This window comes from Stenotrophomonas sp. MYb57, from assembly GCF_002966815.1.
Taxonomy (GTDB): Bacteria; Pseudomonadota; Gammaproteobacteria; order Xanthomonadales; family Xanthomonadaceae; genus Stenotrophomonas; species Stenotrophomonas indicatrix.
Genome location: NZ_CP023271.1, coordinates 1,913,703 through 1,926,343, shown reverse-complemented (window position 1 = coordinate 1,926,343; position 12,641 = coordinate 1,913,703). Strand labels below are relative to the sequence as shown.

Below are 12,641 nucleotides of genomic sequence, written 5' to 3'. Positions count from 1 at the left end.
CCGGGCATGCCCGGGGTTTCGTCGCAATCAGCTGGCTGCGGGGCTTACTTGCGCTTCTTGCGCACGTACAGCACCAGCGAGTGCTCTTCCAGCTCGTAGCCGTGATCGGCAGCGATCTTGCGCTGCAGGTCTTCGATCTCGGTACTTTCGAACTCGATGATCTTGCCGCTGTCCACATCGACCATGTGGTCGTGGTGGCCGCCGCGGTCGAGTTCGTAGACGGCCTGGCCGCCTTCGAAATTGTGCTTGAGCACGAGGCCGGCGGCCTCGAACTGGGTCAGCACCCGGTACACCGTGGCCAGGCCGATCTCGTCGCCATGCTCCAGCAGCTGGCGGTAGATGTCTTCGGCGGTCATGTGGTGCTGGGCATTGCGCTGCTCGAGCAGCGCCAGGATCCGCATCCGCGGATGGGTCACCTTCAGGCCGACTTTACGCAGGTCGTGGGTTTCCATAGGTCTCCGTTCATTGGCGATTTAGCGCCAGCTGCCTCGGATTGGGTCGCGGTGGCACGCCGGGAGTGTATCATCGGATTGATTTCCCCAACCGCCAGTCCCGATGCGCAATCTCCTGTTGGTCGCCGCCGTCGCCTTGTCCACCACCGGGTGCGGCATCATCTACAAGCAACCCATCTACCAGGGCAACCTGATCCGGGAAGATGCCGTTGCCAAACTGCAGGTCGGGCAGAGCAAGCAGCAGGTCACTGCCCTGCTGGGCACCCCGTCGGTGCCGGATCCGTTCCACGCCCAGCGTTGGGACTACACCTCGACCGAGCGCGTGAACCGCCTGGGCCGTACCGACGTGAAGAATTTCGTCGTGTACTTCGAAAATGATGTGGTCACCCGCTGGGAAGGCGATTACTTCCCGGCCAACGACAAGGCCCTTGCCCAGCAGACCGTGCGCCAGTTCGGCCGCAATCTGCCGAAGGACAAGAAGAAGAAGGGCGGCCGCTGAGCCACCCTGCCCGTCCTCCGGACGGGCCTTGGGGATCAACCGCCGCGCGCGCGTCGCCGGCGGTTGTCCTTCGGGTCGGCCTGCAGGCCACGCAGCAGCTCCACGCGATCACCATCCAGCAGCACCTGATGCGGCTGCGCCAGCACGCCATGCACGGCGGCGGCAGGACAGTCGGCACTGCCTTCGAGCCGGGCCGCTGCCACGGCATCAGCCACGGTCGCCCCCTCCTCCAGCTGCAGCCGGCGCGACAGCACCTGTTGTGGCCAGGCCAGCACGACCTCGACCTCGATCATCGTTCAGCCCTCGTCGGCAACGCGGACGAAATCGTTGACCATGCGATCGGCCAATCCCTGGAAGCCGATGGCCAGCGCCGGACCCAGCAGGCGTGAACTCGGCTCGAAGTCCAGGGTGAGGGTGACCTTGCAGGCATCTTCCGCCAGGGCGTGGAATTCCCAGCGGCCGTGCAGTTGCTTGAACGGCCCCTCGCGCAGCTGCATGTCGATGCTGTGCGGGCGTTGCAGGGTGTTTTCGGTCTGGAACCAGGTGCTGAACGAACCCAGGCCCAGGTCCAGGCGAGCAACCAGCCGGTCTTCGCCCTGCTCGAGGATGCGGGCGTCGGAGCACCAGCGGAAGCGGCGCGGATAGGCCTGGACGTCGTTGACCAGATCGAACATGCGCGCGGCCGAATGTTCGACCAGGGCACTGCGGCGGATAGTAGGCATGAATACAGGACGCTTCGGCAATCGACCGGGCGGGCCCGAATCGGAGACAATACGGAAATGAGCAAGAACACCGGCAAGGATAAAGCAAAGAGCGCGACGGCCAACAAGACCATCGCGTTGAACAAGCGTGCCCGTCACGAGTACCACATCGAAGACCGCTTCGAAGCCGGCCTGGCCCTGCAGGGCTGGGAAGTGAAGTCGATCCGCGCTGGCCGCGGCAACATCGTCGACGCCTACGCCTATGTGAAGGACGGCGAGATCTTCCTGATCGGCGCGCAGATCACCCCGCTGATCCAGGCCTCCACCCACGTGGTGGCCAACGACCGGCGCGAGCGCAAGCTGCTGCTGCACCGGAGCGAGATCGACAAGCTGGTTGGCAAGGTCGAGCGTGATGGCTACACGATCGTGCCCACCGCCATGTACTGGAGCAAGAACAAGATCAAGCTGGAAGTGGCGCTGGCCAAGGGCAAGCAGACCCACGACAAGCGCGATGCCGCCAAGGATCGTGACTGGGCGATCGAGAAGCAGCGGGTAATGCGTCGCGGCAACCGCGACGCCTGATGGAGCGCGCCGACGCTCCTGCGGCGGCCAATGCTGAAGACGCGCGTGAGCTGTGCGCGCGGTTGTCTGCGTTCAACCGCGCCAGCAGCGGCTTCAACTTCGAAGACGTGCCGGTCCGGCTGGCCTGGCGCGATGAACAAGGTGAACTGCGGGGCGGACTGCTTGCCGATGTCTGCGCAGGTTGGCTGCAGGTGCATGTCCTGTGGGTCGACCCGGAACTTCGCGGGCGTGGCATCGGCCAGCGCCTGTTGGCGGATGCCGAGACCCAGGCCCGTGACGTTGGTGCGTGCGGGGTGATGCTCGACACCTTCGACTGGCAGGCCGAACACTTCTACCTGCGACAGGGCTATGAAGTGTTCGGGCGGCTCCCCGACTGCCCGCCGGGCCACGAGCGGATCTATCTGCGCAAGGTGCTGCCAGGCCTTTAGCCCACGGCACCTCCGTCGGCTTTCGAAGGACTGCGCCAGACTGCCCAAGCGCGGGGCATCGCTCACCGTTTCGGGCAACGACTCAACCCGCCAGCATGCCCTGCCCGCGCAGACGCGGTGACAGCGCCGCGTGCATCACCGCCAGGTGCATCACCACCGACAGCTCCGGGGCATGGCGATCATCACCGGCACGCCACTGCTGCGCCAGCCGCGCGGCGTCGACGGGCAGCAGGGCCAGCAACTGGGCGTCGTCCAGCGCGTCGGCGGAGGCCTGCAGCTGCCGCGCCAGTTGCCGCGACTGCCACACGTGCACGCCAATACTGAGACTGGCCAGCGACATCAGGGTCAAGGCCAGGCCATGTTCGAACCACTGTGACAGCACATCCGGACCCCACAGGAGTGCGGCCAGTACCGCCAGGGCCGGCAGCCGCCAGCCCAGCCAATGGAAGCGGCCACGCCGAGGCCAATGCACCACCACCGCACTGGCGATCAGCGCAGCTGCAGCCGTGGCCGGCAACTCGGTTGCCCAGGTTGCAGCCAACAACACCGCCAGCACCGCCCAGACCCAGCCGGGCGGCAATGCCCGCCGCTGGTAATCGGCCCCTACCGGGCCAACCAGCTGACGCAGGCTGCGCTGTTGCATTGCTTCGGTCACCGGCCGTCTCCGTATCTGTTCTGGCTGGAATGGTCGTAGCCAGTGTGTCGCAAATTCGTGCCCACGACGTTAGCAATCCGCTATGACGGACGCTCTACAACATGTTGCGGATTGGCGTGGCGACCGGCCGACGCCTGCCATTCACGCCGCGCGGAGATCCTTGCTGAGGAACACGCGACTGGTCCCCGGTGGATCGCACGGGACCTGGCCGAATACGGTCCAGCCATGCTTCACATAGAAGTCCGGCGCCTGGAAGCTGATGGTGTAGAGCACGGCGGAACGGCAGCCGCGCCGGCGCGCTTCCTCTTCGGCAGCGGCAAGCATCTGCGACCCCAGGCCATTACCCCGCTGTGCGGGCGGCAAGTAGAACAGGTCGATGAACAACAGGCCCAGCGAGGTGCGCCCGCTCAAGCCACCCACCACTTCGCCGCTGGCCGGATCGGTGGCCAGCACGGCCAAGGTGCGTCGATCGGCATGGCCGGCCGCCTGCAGATTGAACTGATCCAAGCCATCAGCAATCAGCTCCAGTGCTTGCGGGCTGGGGGCGTCGGTCACGGCGATTTCGAGCTGCATGCGGTCCATTCCCTGGGCGACTATCGGAACCGCCGATGCTAACAAGCGACCTGCGGAAGCGGGTGACTGTTCAGGTTTTTTGGCGTAGCATGCGCAGCGTTGGGCAGGTACTGACCGTGGCGACACGGAACAGGCCTCGTACCTTGCAGAACTTGAAGAAACCGGGGGTGCATTGGTTTCGACGGGGGTTGTGAAGTCGCCTGGCGCATGCCGAGGGGGTAGCTTTCCTCGTAAATCCAGCTGCAAAACTCTAGTTGCCAACGACGACAACTACGCTCCGGTCGCTCTCGCAGCCTAAAAACTGCGGTGCGTGACCTTCTGCCGACTTAGGCGGAGCCTCGAAACTGCTTGTGTCCATGCTCGCAGCGTAGAGTCATTATCATGGAATCGCGCTGGGCGGCTGCCTGTCAGTCCGGCACAAGAACACAACAGGCTGGTTCCCGGGTGCGCTTTGCACACCGTGCTGCTCGGGGATGAGATTCAACGGTGAGCTAAGCATGTAGTGCTGGGGATGGAGTGCCTTCGGACGGCGGTTCAATTCCGCCCACCTCCACCATTTGTACCGCCCTTCGGGGCACGAAAAGCCAGATCTCCCGTCGATTGGGGTCTGGCTTTTTTGTTGGCCGCATCAGGTCCAGAACCGCTGCCTCGACAAGGAGAAGCACCGTGGCGTTGATGAACAGCTCCGAATGCAACTGCAAGGCACGCAGCGATACGGCGCTCTGCCCGACCTGCGATGCAGCTGCCCCACCGGCCTCTCAGCAGCCAAGCGACGCTGTCTATGCGGCACCGGTATCGCAATCCCCGCCTACCGCCAGGAACCGTGCCATCTACATCCTGCTCGCCTTGTTCCTGGGCATTTTCGGCGTCCACAACTTCTATGCCGGTTACCACGGACGCGCGGTCTGCCAACTACTGATCACGCTGTTGTTGGGCTGGCTCTTGATCGGCGTGTTGTTCACCGGCCTATGGGCACTGGTGGAAATGATCACAGTGGAAACCGACGACTCTGGCGTGCAGATGGTGTAATCCTTGGCTACGGGAGGGGCTGCCATGGATCTCGACAGAATCGACGTTGTCTCCTGGCTCGACCAGATCCTGGATCATGATCCGGCAACCTTCGAAGACGCCTATTGGGGTCTTCGCCCGGCCGCGGCCATTGCGGTGCCGCACCTGCTTGCCCGGCTGCCGGCCGTGGATGATGGTTACTCGCGCGGAAAGGTGCTGGAACTGCTCGGCGAATCAGGCGACAGCACGGTCAGCCCGACCCTGCGGGCTGAGCTGCAGCATCCGTTGGAAGAGGTCCGCCAGTGGGCGCAACTGGCCTTGGATGCCCTTGATCGGAGAATCGCTTGGCAGCCCAGCGAGGGGGCCTAGCCGACAACGCTGCCCTGCCCCACACTTCAGCCTGTCTTCCCGGACTTGGTGCCGGCGCCTCCGCTGCTCCGCGACATACAGAAGGATCTGCAATGAACAAGCCGCTTATCGCCCTGATGCTGGGACTGCTCTTGACAACCGCCGCTGTTGCCGCACCTCCGGCAACCAGCACCACCGCGCTGGAAACTCTGCTGGCCTGCAAGGCGGGTTCCGATTTCACTGAAGCGCAGGTGGAGCAGGCATTCCATGCCGCCGGCCTGAGCCGCGACCCCGGCAGCGTGTTCGAGCCCAAGGGCAAGCCGGTGGCGCTGTTCGGAGGCACCGTAGCCAGCGCGGATGTGAGCATTTCCAAGCCCTACAAGAGCCTGCACGTGTATCTGCAGGGCGTCGATCACCAGCGTTTGGCCCGATCCTGGGGAGTGACGACGGTCAACGACGCGGCCGAAACCGAAGCGCCTTCCTACCTCAAGAAGATTGATGCCACGCACACGCTGCATGTGGGTGCCGGTGACGACTACGAAGGTTATTCGGCTGCGGTGACCTGCCTGATCGAGGGATGATCTGCGGGGAGACCGGCTGACAGGCGGGGTTCGCCGGGCACGGTCCGGCGCCACCGCAGGCCTGCTTCCGCGTTGACACGCCTGCCGCTAGAGTGGCGCCAGCGCAGGGAGTTCACATGGAAAGAACAGGCATCGGCGTCATCCGCACCACCTTCGTCCTCGTTGCCCTGCTCGCCCTGAGCGGGTGTGCGACGCTGCGTCAGTTCGGCCCATCGGTGCAGGTGGGCACGGTCACGCCAGGACAGTACATCGCGCTCAAGCGCGGTGACATCCTCACCAGCGGCAAGCTCAGCGCGGCCACCATGGAGACCCTGCGCGTGGCTGGCCTGGACGAGGGCGCCTGTGCCAAGCCCGGCCTGCCCTGCATCGAGGCGATGGAGGGCAGCATCGTCGTGCGCGAGGAAGACAAGCGCTCGGCGCTGGCCGAACTGTGGGTGCAGTACGCGATGACGATGCCGGCGCCGAAGCGCGAGTCGGCGTCGGTGGCCCGCAGCAAGGCCGCGACCGCCCCGCCTGACCCGACCTTCCAGCCGCGCCTGGATGCGTGGATGCAGATCGCGCGGCAATCCTATGCATATCTGTTCTTCACCGAACGCACCGCCAACCAGCGTGGTTTCGAAGACCGCCAGACCCAGGTGCGCGACTACTACAACCTGGCCGTGCAGGAATCAGCCGTGCTGCTGTTCGAAGCCTATTCGAGCAAGCAGGTGCGCAACGACAACGGGCGGTTCCAGCTGGGACGCTGGACCTTCGTACTGGCGCCTGCCGACGATGGCCCGGCAGCGGACACCCGCGAGCCGCTGGAACTGGTACCGGCCGCATCGATGTCCTTCACCGGCACCCTGCGCAGCGTGCATCGCCGCGATGGCTTTGGCGCCGAACTGGTGGCGGTGATGGCAGACCCGGCCAGCACCGGCCTGGCGGCCGCCGCCGCTGGTACCGCAACGACGGCCGAGCGCGACTGGAGCGAGATGCCGTCGCCGTCAATGACCGTGCTGCTGCGTTTTTCCGGCAACAACCTGTGGGAAGTGCTGCACGACGACGAGCCGGAACTGGAGATCCACGACCCCTACCAGGTAGCGGTGGTGGAACTGCACGGCGAACAGGTGCCACTGGCGGCGAACTTCACCGCCGGTTACGCGCTGTGGCTGGCCCGCTCCAACTTCAGCCGGCAATCGCTGCGTACGCTGTTCGGCGGCAAGGGCGGCATCGACAAGCCGCATCTGTTCATGATGCAGCCGTACGATCCGGACCGCCGCGTGCTGCTGATGATCCATGGCCTGGCCAGCAGCCCGGAGGCGTGGGTCAACGTGGCCAACGAACTGATGCGTGACGATGAGATCCGCGGCGACTTCCAGATCTGGCAGTTCTACTACCCGACCAACATGCCGATCGCCCTCAGCCACGATGAGATCCGGCGGATCCTGCATGAGGCACTGCAGCACTTCGACCCAACCGGCAAGGCGCTCGCATCGCGCGACATGGTGGTGGTCGCGCACAGCATGGGCGGGGTGATTTCGCGGCTGATGGTGTCCTCCTCCGGCGACCATCTGGTCGACACCCTGCTGGCGACTGCGCAGATGACCCCAGCGCAGCGCGAACTGCTGCGTACGAAGGGCGCGCCAGTGCTCACATTCCAGCCGGAACCGGAAATCTCACGGGTGGTGTTCATCGCTACCCCCCATCGCGGCACCGATGTTGCCGGCACGCGCCTGGGGCGCTGGCTCGGCCGCTTTGTGCGCCTGCCGCTGACCGTGCTGGAGGATGTCGCGACATTGGCAAACGACGGCAAGGTCGAGCGCAACGATGACAAGCACGGCTACCAGATGAACAGCATCCAGAACCTGGACAAGGACGATGCCTTCGTCAAGGCCGTGGCCGATCTGCCGATATCGCCGAAGGTGCGTTACCACTCGATCATCGCGCGGACCCAGGCCGAAGGCCCGCTTGAAAAGACCGACGATGGACTGGTTCCCTACTGGAGCTCGCATCTGCCGAAGGCCGTCTCGGAAAAGGTGATCGTGTCCGGTCACAGCGTGCAGGAAGCCACGCCGGCCATCGTCGAACTTCGCCGCATCCTGCATGAGGACATGGAGGCTCATCCTCTGCCGGCGAAGTAGCGCACGACTTAAAGCAACCATGGCCCGCGCTTTCCCGTCCGGGCCACCGACAACGAGGCAATGGAATGCATATCTCAACACTGGTCGAGCTGCTCGGCAGCAAGGGCTCGGATGCTCATCTGCAGGCATGGTTCGCGCAGCACGGCATCGGCAAGCCCCCGACCACGATCAGCGCGAACCAGGGGCAGAAATCGGTCAAGGACAAGCTCCACGACATGGAGTTCTACTTTGCCTTCGACATCATCAATGATCGCTTCTATCCGCCCACCGTCGGAGCGCGTGGCAGCCTGCTGAGCCACTTCAAGTCCGCCACCCTGTTCAGTCGCCGGCCAAAGGGCAACCCGCCAAAGCCCGAAGGCTTCTGGGACGGATACGTGCAGCCATCAGCCACGCTCCAGGACTGCCTGGCGTACTTCAACGGCCGTTTGGAAGAATTCGGCGACACCGCCTACTTTGAAAAGCCGCTTACCGGGGACGTCGACATCAAGCTCTGGTTCTGCAAGCGCAGGCAGCGCGTGGACACCATCCAGCTCAATCTGCATGAGGACCGCGAGTTCATCGGCCATCATGATTTCGACCCTGGCAATGAACACAACACCACCCCGCAGGCGGCAACGCTGGTACTGAAGTGGCTGTTCGATCGCCGGCACCTGCGGGTGCCGCAGGCACTCTACGAGGCCGGGCTGGAGGATGATCACCAGGCGATCCTGCGCTTTGCCGAGCAACATCTTGGCAACCACGTCTGGGCAGGCCAGCTTCACGATTCACCTGCGCTGCGCAGCGTGCTGGCCCACACCAGGACCACCCGCCCCCTGCAACTGGACAACGGCAGCCCGCTGCACCTGTTCGACAAGTGGCTGTACCTGAAGGCAGGCGGAGCATGGGAACGGCATCAGGCCCTCTACAACGACGACACACTGGCGGACTGGAGTGCGAGCGTGGATGCGTTCGAACGCGCGGTGGTACTTGATGCCGCGCAGCGACAGGCTTTCCTGGCAATGCTGGACGACGCCTACCAGCGGCTTCAGCAAGCGCACCCTGCCTGATCGCATTGGGGGAAATCCCTCATCGTGCGTACGCATCGCTCTGGCTAAGGTGACCACTCTCTTCCGCAGGAGGTCCGCATGAACACGTCAGAACCCAGCCGTCAGCCCAGCCCCGATCCGGCCGAGCGGGATGCGTTTTTCCCGTCGCCGTACTCGCTGTCCCAGTTCACTTCGGCAACCACCGATCTGTCCGGCGCGGACTATCCCGATGCCCGCCGTGACGGACGCTGGAAAGTGCTGATGATCGCCGCCGACGAACGTTATCTGCCGACCGCCAACGGCCACCTGTTCTCGACCGGCAACCATCCGGTGGAGACGCTGCTGCCGATGTATCACCTGCACAAGGCCGGTTTCGACATCGACGTGGCGACGCTGTCGGGCAACCCGGTGAAGTTTGAATGGTGGGCGTTCCCACGCGAAGACCGCGAGATCGGCGGCCTGTACGAACACTACGAACCCCGCTTCCGCCAGCCTCTGCACCTGGACGACGTGGCGGCCGCCCTCGATGCCGGTTCGGACTATGCCGCGGTGTTCATTCCCGGCGGTCACGGTGCGTTGATCGGCCTGCCGGAAAGCCGCGCGGTGAAGGCCACCCTGCAGTGGGCGGTGGACAATCAACGTCACATCATCACCCTCTGTCACGGCCCTGCCGCGCTGCTGGCGGCTGGCGTGGATGAAGCCGGTGGCGGTTCATTGTTCCGCGGGCATCGGATCTGCGCCTTCCCCGATGCGATGGACCGGCAGACCCCGGATATCGGCTACATGCCTGGTCAACTGCCGTGGTTCTTCGGTGAGCGCCTGGCCCAGCAGGGCGTGCAGATCGTCAACGAGGGCATCGATGGCAGCGTGATGCAGGACCGCCTGCTGTTGACCGGCGACAGCCCGCTGGCGGGCAATGCGTTGGGCAAGCTGGCTGCGCGCACCCTGCTGGATGCGTTGGCCGCACGCTGACCGGCATGGATACCGTCGTGCAGTCATTGCTGGTGCTGGAACGTGCACGTTCGCTGGCAGCCATCGGTACCGTACTGCGCGGCGTCGGCGCGCCGCTGGGTTATGACCGCACGCTGATGTTCGCTACCGGCACCGATCTGGACCGAGGCGCGCAGCGCCTGTACTGGATCGATGGCGATTGGTTCGGCGAGGGCGCCAGCAGTGGCGTGGCGCACTACCTGCATGCGTGCCCGGTCAATCGCCATGTGCTGGACAGCGATGCGCCGTTCTTCTGGAGCAAGCAGCAGGGCGTGCGCGGCGAGCGCTACCAGGTCGTGCGGCAACCGCGCGGCGAAGGACTGCACGGCCTGCAGGTGCCGGTGTTCGGTGTGACCGGCCTGGAAGGGGCAGTCAGCTGGGGAGGACGCACGATCGACGCATCTCCATCGGCACGGTTGCTGCTGGAGCTGATTGGCACCGCCGCCTTCCGTATGGCGCATCGGCTGTCTGTCGCCCCGGCGGTTGTGCCTGCCGGCACCCTCAGCGCCCGCGAGCGTGAGGTCCTGCGCTGGGTTGCCGCTGGTCGTCGCCAGGCCGATATTGCTGCGACTTTGGGGCTGTCCACACGCACGGTGGAAAACCACCTGCGCAGAGCACGCCAGCGGCTGGGCGTGGCGACCACGGCGCAGGCAGTGCGCGCGGCAAGCCGGCGCGGTGAGATCGGGGACTGAGCGCAGGCGCGGCACTTCCGGCTACTGCGGTCGCATGTTAAACAGGCCAGGCGCATGTGCGCGATTGCAGAAAGCAAGGATGATGCTTATGAAACTGCAACTGGCCTCGATGGCCGCATTGATGTTGGCAGTGGGCAGTGTGGTACCGGCGAGCAGCCACGCGGCCGGGTCTCCCGGATCGACGACCGATTGCGTGCCCGTAAGACTGGGGCCAAACCTTGTGCATCAACGCTGCACAGTTACCCGCACGCTGGCAGATGGCACCGTTTTCACGTCGGTGTACTGGATCGACCAGAACGGCCAGTGGTACCTCCCGGCGGACTGATCTGGATTGAACACCGACTACGACTACAAGGAGTGTGATCGATGATGCTGCACAAGAAACTGTTCGCGTGTTCATTCGGTGCCGTGCTGGCGCTTGCCGCGCTGGTGCCTTCAGCGCCGGCAAATGCCGCCGAAGAAGTCGGGCTGCAGGAAGAGTGCGTGCCCTTCCGGGCCGGCTTCGGCATCCACCAGCGTTGCACGCTGTACGTGGTCTATGACGATGGCACCCGCGTGGCCAGCGACCACTACAACCGCGACGAGAACGGGATGATGTACGACCCCTGATCCCCCAGCGGTATCGGCCGGGCGGTCGCACGCCGTCCGCCCGGCCCTTGCAGCCGCCCATCCCGGCATACCGCTGCCCTCGCCTTCCATGGCATCCTCCATGAAACCGCTTTCATGGAATGGAGGGATTCCACGATGTTGTCTCGCTTCCGCACGTCCGCGCTCTGCGCACTCCTGGCTTTTGCACTGCCCGCCGCCACCTGGGCAGCCTCGCCCGCGCCGTTGAAGGTGATGTCCTTCAACGTACGCACCCCTGCCGACACCGACCCTGGCAAGCGCTGGGAAGACCGCCGCGATGCCATGGTCAAGGTGATCCAGCAGGCGCATCCGGCGGTGATCGGCACCCAGGAGCTGGTGCTGGAGCAGGCCAATTACCTGGCCGAACATCTGCCCGACTATCGCTGGTTCGGCGAAGGCCGCCGCGGTGGCAGTGGCGACGAACACATGGGCGTGTTCTACGACAGCAAGGTGCTGGCGGTGGAAGAGTCAGGCAATTTCTGGCTGTCCGATACGCCCGAGGTCGCAGGCAGCATCAGCTGGGGCAACCTGTTCCCGCGCATGGTCACCTGGGCCGTGTTCCGCCGCCTGGATGATGGCCGTCGCTTCTACCTCATGAACACCCACCTGCCCTACCGCGACGAGGACGAGCCGCGCCGGATCAAGGGAGCCGAACTGATTGCCACGCGCGTGGCCGCGCTGCCTTCCGACCTGCCGGTGGTACTGACCGGTGATTTCAACAGCGAGCCCGGCGGCGGCACCTATCAGGCCTTCACCCGGGTGCTTCAGGACACCCGTCGCCAGGTCAAGTCGCCGCAGGGTCCGCGCCTGACCTTCCACAACTTCACAGGAACGGCGACCGCCGAGCTGGACTGGGTGCTGGTACGTGGCTTCCACGCGCGCAGCTTCCTGACCGATGACCGCCGCATCGACGGCGTACTGCCCTCCGACCACTTCCCGCTGGTGGTTGAGCTGGACTGGCCGAAACACTGAGCAATGCGGCGACCGTCGCTACGGCTACGGTCGCTTGCCCAGCAGGCGGTACAGCGCCTGGTGCTGGTCGCGCGCCTGGCAGATGCGCGCGCCGACGGCAAGGAACACCGCAATGCCGACAAGGCCAACACCCAGCATTGAATCAGGCAGGCGCACGAAGCCGATCACCGCGGCCATCGCTGCCAGTACCAGCAACACCACCACGCCGACCGACAGCCCGGCCCCCGGCAAGCCGGGATCACCGAGCAGCGTCCGTTGCGCCGATTGCTTCTGTTCGCCCATGTCCTGTCCTCCCGTGGTTTTTCCCCACTAGTTACACGGCGGGCGGCACTTCCGGCAGAGTCAGAAACGTCACAGCGGCGAGAACGTCCACGGCGGCCCACGCGCT

The 12,641-nt window shown here is 64.8% G+C and carries 19 protein-coding genes and 1 other RNA gene; 14 read left to right on the top strand and 6 right to left on the bottom strand.

Annotated features, from left to right (window positions below):
• Positions 1-44: 44 nt before the first annotated feature.
• Positions 45-452 carry a ferric iron uptake transcriptional regulator gene (gene fur, locus CLM74_RS08980; protein ID WP_025878865.1) on the bottom strand — a complete coding sequence of 136 codons (408 nt, stop codon included), beginning with the start codon at positions 450-452 and terminating at the stop codon, positions 45-47.
• 103 nt (positions 453-555) lie between these two features.
• Between fur and bamE the strand changes: the two genes are divergently transcribed.
• Positions 556-951: an outer membrane protein assembly factor BamE gene (gene bamE, locus CLM74_RS08975; RefSeq protein WP_032977650.1), complete on the top strand. Its 396-nt coding sequence runs from the start codon at positions 556-558 to the stop codon at positions 949-951.
• Between the two features lie 35 nt (positions 952-986).
• On the opposite strand, the gene CLM74_RS08970 is transcribed toward bamE, so the two are convergent.
• Together CLM74_RS08970 and CLM74_RS08965 are read right to left on the bottom strand one after the other, a co-directional pair.
• Complete coding sequence (locus CLM74_RS08970) at positions 987-1,244, bottom strand: RnfH family protein (protein ID WP_025878863.1); 258 nt, start codon at positions 1,242-1,244, stop codon at positions 987-989.
• 3 nt (positions 1,245-1,247) lie between these two features.
• Positions 1,248-1,673: a type II toxin-antitoxin system RatA family toxin gene (locus tag CLM74_RS08965; protein ID WP_025878862.1), complete on the bottom strand. Its 426-nt coding sequence runs from the start codon at positions 1,671-1,673 to the stop codon at positions 1,248-1,250.
• Between the two features lie 57 nt (positions 1,674-1,730).
• On the opposite strand from CLM74_RS08965, the gene smpB reads away from it, so the two are divergent.
• Positions 1,731-2,234: an SsrA-binding protein SmpB gene (smpB, locus tag CLM74_RS08960; RefSeq protein ID WP_025878861.1), complete on the top strand. Its 504-nt coding sequence runs from the start codon at positions 1,731-1,733 to the stop codon at positions 2,232-2,234.
• Entirely contained in the window at positions 2,234-2,662 is a 429-nt protein-coding gene (locus CLM74_RS08955) for a GNAT family N-acetyltransferase (protein WP_105163874.1), read from the top strand. The genes smpB and CLM74_RS08955 overlap by 1 nt, the downstream gene beginning before the upstream one ends.
• Before the next feature lie 82 nt (positions 2,663-2,744).
• On the opposite strand, the gene CLM74_RS08950 is transcribed toward CLM74_RS08955, so the two are convergent.
• Both CLM74_RS08950 and CLM74_RS08945 read right to left on the bottom strand, forming a co-directional pair.
• Positions 2,745-3,317: a hypothetical protein gene (locus tag CLM74_RS08950; protein ID WP_025878859.1), complete on the bottom strand. Its 573-nt coding sequence runs from the start codon at positions 3,315-3,317 to the stop codon at positions 2,745-2,747.
• Positions 3,318-3,458: 141 nt separating this feature from the next.
• Positions 3,459-3,890 carry a GNAT family N-acetyltransferase gene (locus tag CLM74_RS08945; RefSeq protein WP_025878858.1) on the bottom strand — a complete coding sequence of 144 codons (432 nt, stop codon included), beginning with the start codon at positions 3,888-3,890 and terminating at the stop codon, positions 3,459-3,461.
• A gap of 163 nt (positions 3,891-4,053) precedes the next feature.
• Between CLM74_RS08945 and ssrA the strand changes: the two genes are divergently transcribed.
• The 11 genes from ssrA (at position 4,054) to CLM74_RS08890 (ending at position 12,253) form a co-directional block, all read left to right on the top strand.
• Positions 4,054-4,446: a transfer-messenger RNA gene (gene ssrA, locus CLM74_RS08940) on the top strand.
• 119 nt (positions 4,447-4,565) lie between these two features.
• A complete protein-coding gene (locus CLM74_RS08935) occupies positions 4,566-4,919 on the top strand; it encodes a TM2 domain-containing protein (RefSeq protein ID WP_105163873.1) in 354 nt (117 codons plus the stop codon).
• Positions 4,920-4,943: 24 nt separating this feature from the next.
• Positions 4,944-5,267, top strand: coding sequence for a hypothetical protein (locus tag CLM74_RS08930; protein ID WP_105163872.1), 324 nt, complete (start codon positions 4,944-4,946; stop codon positions 5,265-5,267).
• Positions 5,268-5,359: 92 nt separating this feature from the next.
• Positions 5,360-5,827, top strand: a complete 468-nt coding sequence (locus tag CLM74_RS08925; RefSeq protein WP_234003448.1) for a hypothetical protein — start codon at positions 5,360-5,362, stop codon at positions 5,825-5,827.
• Positions 5,828-5,943: 116 nt separating this feature from the next.
• On the top strand, positions 5,944-7,947 hold the full coding sequence (locus tag CLM74_RS08920; RefSeq protein WP_105163871.1) for a hypothetical protein: 2,004 nt from the start codon (positions 5,944-5,946) through the stop codon (positions 7,945-7,947).
• 65 nt (positions 7,948-8,012) lie between these two features.
• On the top strand, positions 8,013-8,993 hold the full coding sequence (locus CLM74_RS08915) for a hypothetical protein (protein ID WP_105163870.1): 981 nt from the start codon (positions 8,013-8,015) through the stop codon (positions 8,991-8,993).
• Between the two features lie 78 nt (positions 8,994-9,071).
• Positions 9,072-9,944, top strand: a complete 873-nt coding sequence (gene hchA / locus CLM74_RS08910) for a glyoxalase III HchA (RefSeq protein WP_105163869.1) — start codon at positions 9,072-9,074, stop codon at positions 9,942-9,944.
• A 5-nt stretch (positions 9,945-9,949) separates the two neighbouring features.
• Positions 9,950-10,654 (top strand): PA1136 family autoinducer-binding transcriptional regulator, encoded by a 705-nt coding sequence (locus CLM74_RS08905; protein ID WP_059063827.1) that lies wholly within the window; start codon positions 9,950-9,952, stop codon positions 10,652-10,654.
• 88 nt (positions 10,655-10,742) lie between these two features.
• On the top strand, positions 10,743-10,979 hold the full coding sequence (locus CLM74_RS08900; protein WP_100436600.1) for a hypothetical protein: 237 nt from the start codon (positions 10,743-10,745) through the stop codon (positions 10,977-10,979).
• A 44-nt stretch (positions 10,980-11,023) separates the two neighbouring features.
• Positions 11,024-11,263, top strand: coding sequence for a hypothetical protein (locus tag CLM74_RS08895; protein WP_223485122.1), 240 nt, complete (start codon positions 11,024-11,026; stop codon positions 11,261-11,263).
• A gap of 135 nt (positions 11,264-11,398) precedes the next feature.
• Positions 11,399-12,253, top strand: a complete 855-nt coding sequence (locus tag CLM74_RS08890) for an endonuclease/exonuclease/phosphatase family protein (protein ID WP_105163868.1) — start codon at positions 11,399-11,401, stop codon at positions 12,251-12,253.
• 24 nt (positions 12,254-12,277) lie between these two features.
• Here the strand turns inward: CLM74_RS08890 and CLM74_RS08885 are convergent, their stop codons facing one another.
• A complete protein-coding gene (locus CLM74_RS08885) occupies positions 12,278-12,535 on the bottom strand; it encodes a hypothetical protein (RefSeq protein ID WP_105163867.1) in 258 nt (85 codons plus the stop codon).
• Positions 12,536-12,641 lie beyond the last annotated feature (106 nt).

What these genes read in the sequence shown, in the direction of transcription:
- fur (WP_025878865.1), bottom strand. Translation starts at nt 452, where the DNA reads ATGGAAACCCACGACCTGCGTAAAGTCGGCCTGAAGGTGACCCATCCG.
- bamE (WP_032977650.1), top strand. Translation starts at nt 556, where the DNA reads ATGCGCAATCTCCTGTTGGTCGCCGCCGTCGCCTTGTCCACCACCGGG.
- CLM74_RS08970 (WP_025878863.1), bottom strand. Translation starts at nt 1,244, where the DNA reads ATGATCGAGGTCGAGGTCGTGCTGGCCTGGCCACAACAGGTGCTGTCG.
- CLM74_RS08965 (WP_025878862.1), bottom strand. Translation starts at nt 1,673, where the DNA reads ATGCCTACTATCCGCCGCAGTGCCCTGGTCGAACATTCGGCCGCGCGC.
- smpB (WP_025878861.1), top strand. Translation starts at nt 1,731, where the DNA reads ATGAGCAAGAACACCGGCAAGGATAAAGCAAAGAGCGCGACGGCCAAC.
- CLM74_RS08955 (WP_105163874.1), top strand. Translation starts at nt 2,234, where the DNA reads ATGGAGCGCGCCGACGCTCCTGCGGCGGCCAATGCTGAAGACGCGCGT.
- CLM74_RS08945 (WP_025878858.1), bottom strand. Translation starts at nt 3,890, where the DNA reads ATGCAGCTCGAAATCGCCGTGACCGACGCCCCCAGCCCGCAAGCACTG.
- CLM74_RS08935 (WP_105163873.1), top strand. Translation starts at nt 4,566, where the DNA reads ATGAACAGCTCCGAATGCAACTGCAAGGCACGCAGCGATACGGCGCTC.
- CLM74_RS08930 (WP_105163872.1), top strand. Translation starts at nt 4,944, where the DNA reads ATGGATCTCGACAGAATCGACGTTGTCTCCTGGCTCGACCAGATCCTG.
- CLM74_RS08925 (WP_234003448.1), top strand. Translation starts at nt 5,360, where the DNA reads ATGAACAAGCCGCTTATCGCCCTGATGCTGGGACTGCTCTTGACAACC.
- CLM74_RS08920 (WP_105163871.1), top strand. Translation starts at nt 5,944, where the DNA reads ATGGAAAGAACAGGCATCGGCGTCATCCGCACCACCTTCGTCCTCGTT.
- CLM74_RS08915 (WP_105163870.1), top strand. Translation starts at nt 8,013, where the DNA reads ATGCATATCTCAACACTGGTCGAGCTGCTCGGCAGCAAGGGCTCGGAT.
- hchA (WP_105163869.1), top strand. Translation starts at nt 9,072, where the DNA reads ATGAACACGTCAGAACCCAGCCGTCAGCCCAGCCCCGATCCGGCCGAG.
- CLM74_RS08905 (WP_059063827.1), top strand. Translation starts at nt 9,950, where the DNA reads ATGGATACCGTCGTGCAGTCATTGCTGGTGCTGGAACGTGCACGTTCG.
- CLM74_RS08900 (WP_100436600.1), top strand. Translation starts at nt 10,743, where the DNA reads ATGAAACTGCAACTGGCCTCGATGGCCGCATTGATGTTGGCAGTGGGC.
- CLM74_RS08895 (WP_223485122.1), top strand. Translation starts at nt 11,024, where the DNA reads ATGCTGCACAAGAAACTGTTCGCGTGTTCATTCGGTGCCGTGCTGGCG.
- CLM74_RS08890 (WP_105163868.1), top strand. Translation starts at nt 11,399, where the DNA reads ATGTTGTCTCGCTTCCGCACGTCCGCGCTCTGCGCACTCCTGGCTTTT.
- CLM74_RS08885 (WP_105163867.1), bottom strand. Translation starts at nt 12,535, where the DNA reads ATGGGCGAACAGAAGCAATCGGCGCAACGGACGCTGCTCGGTGATCCC.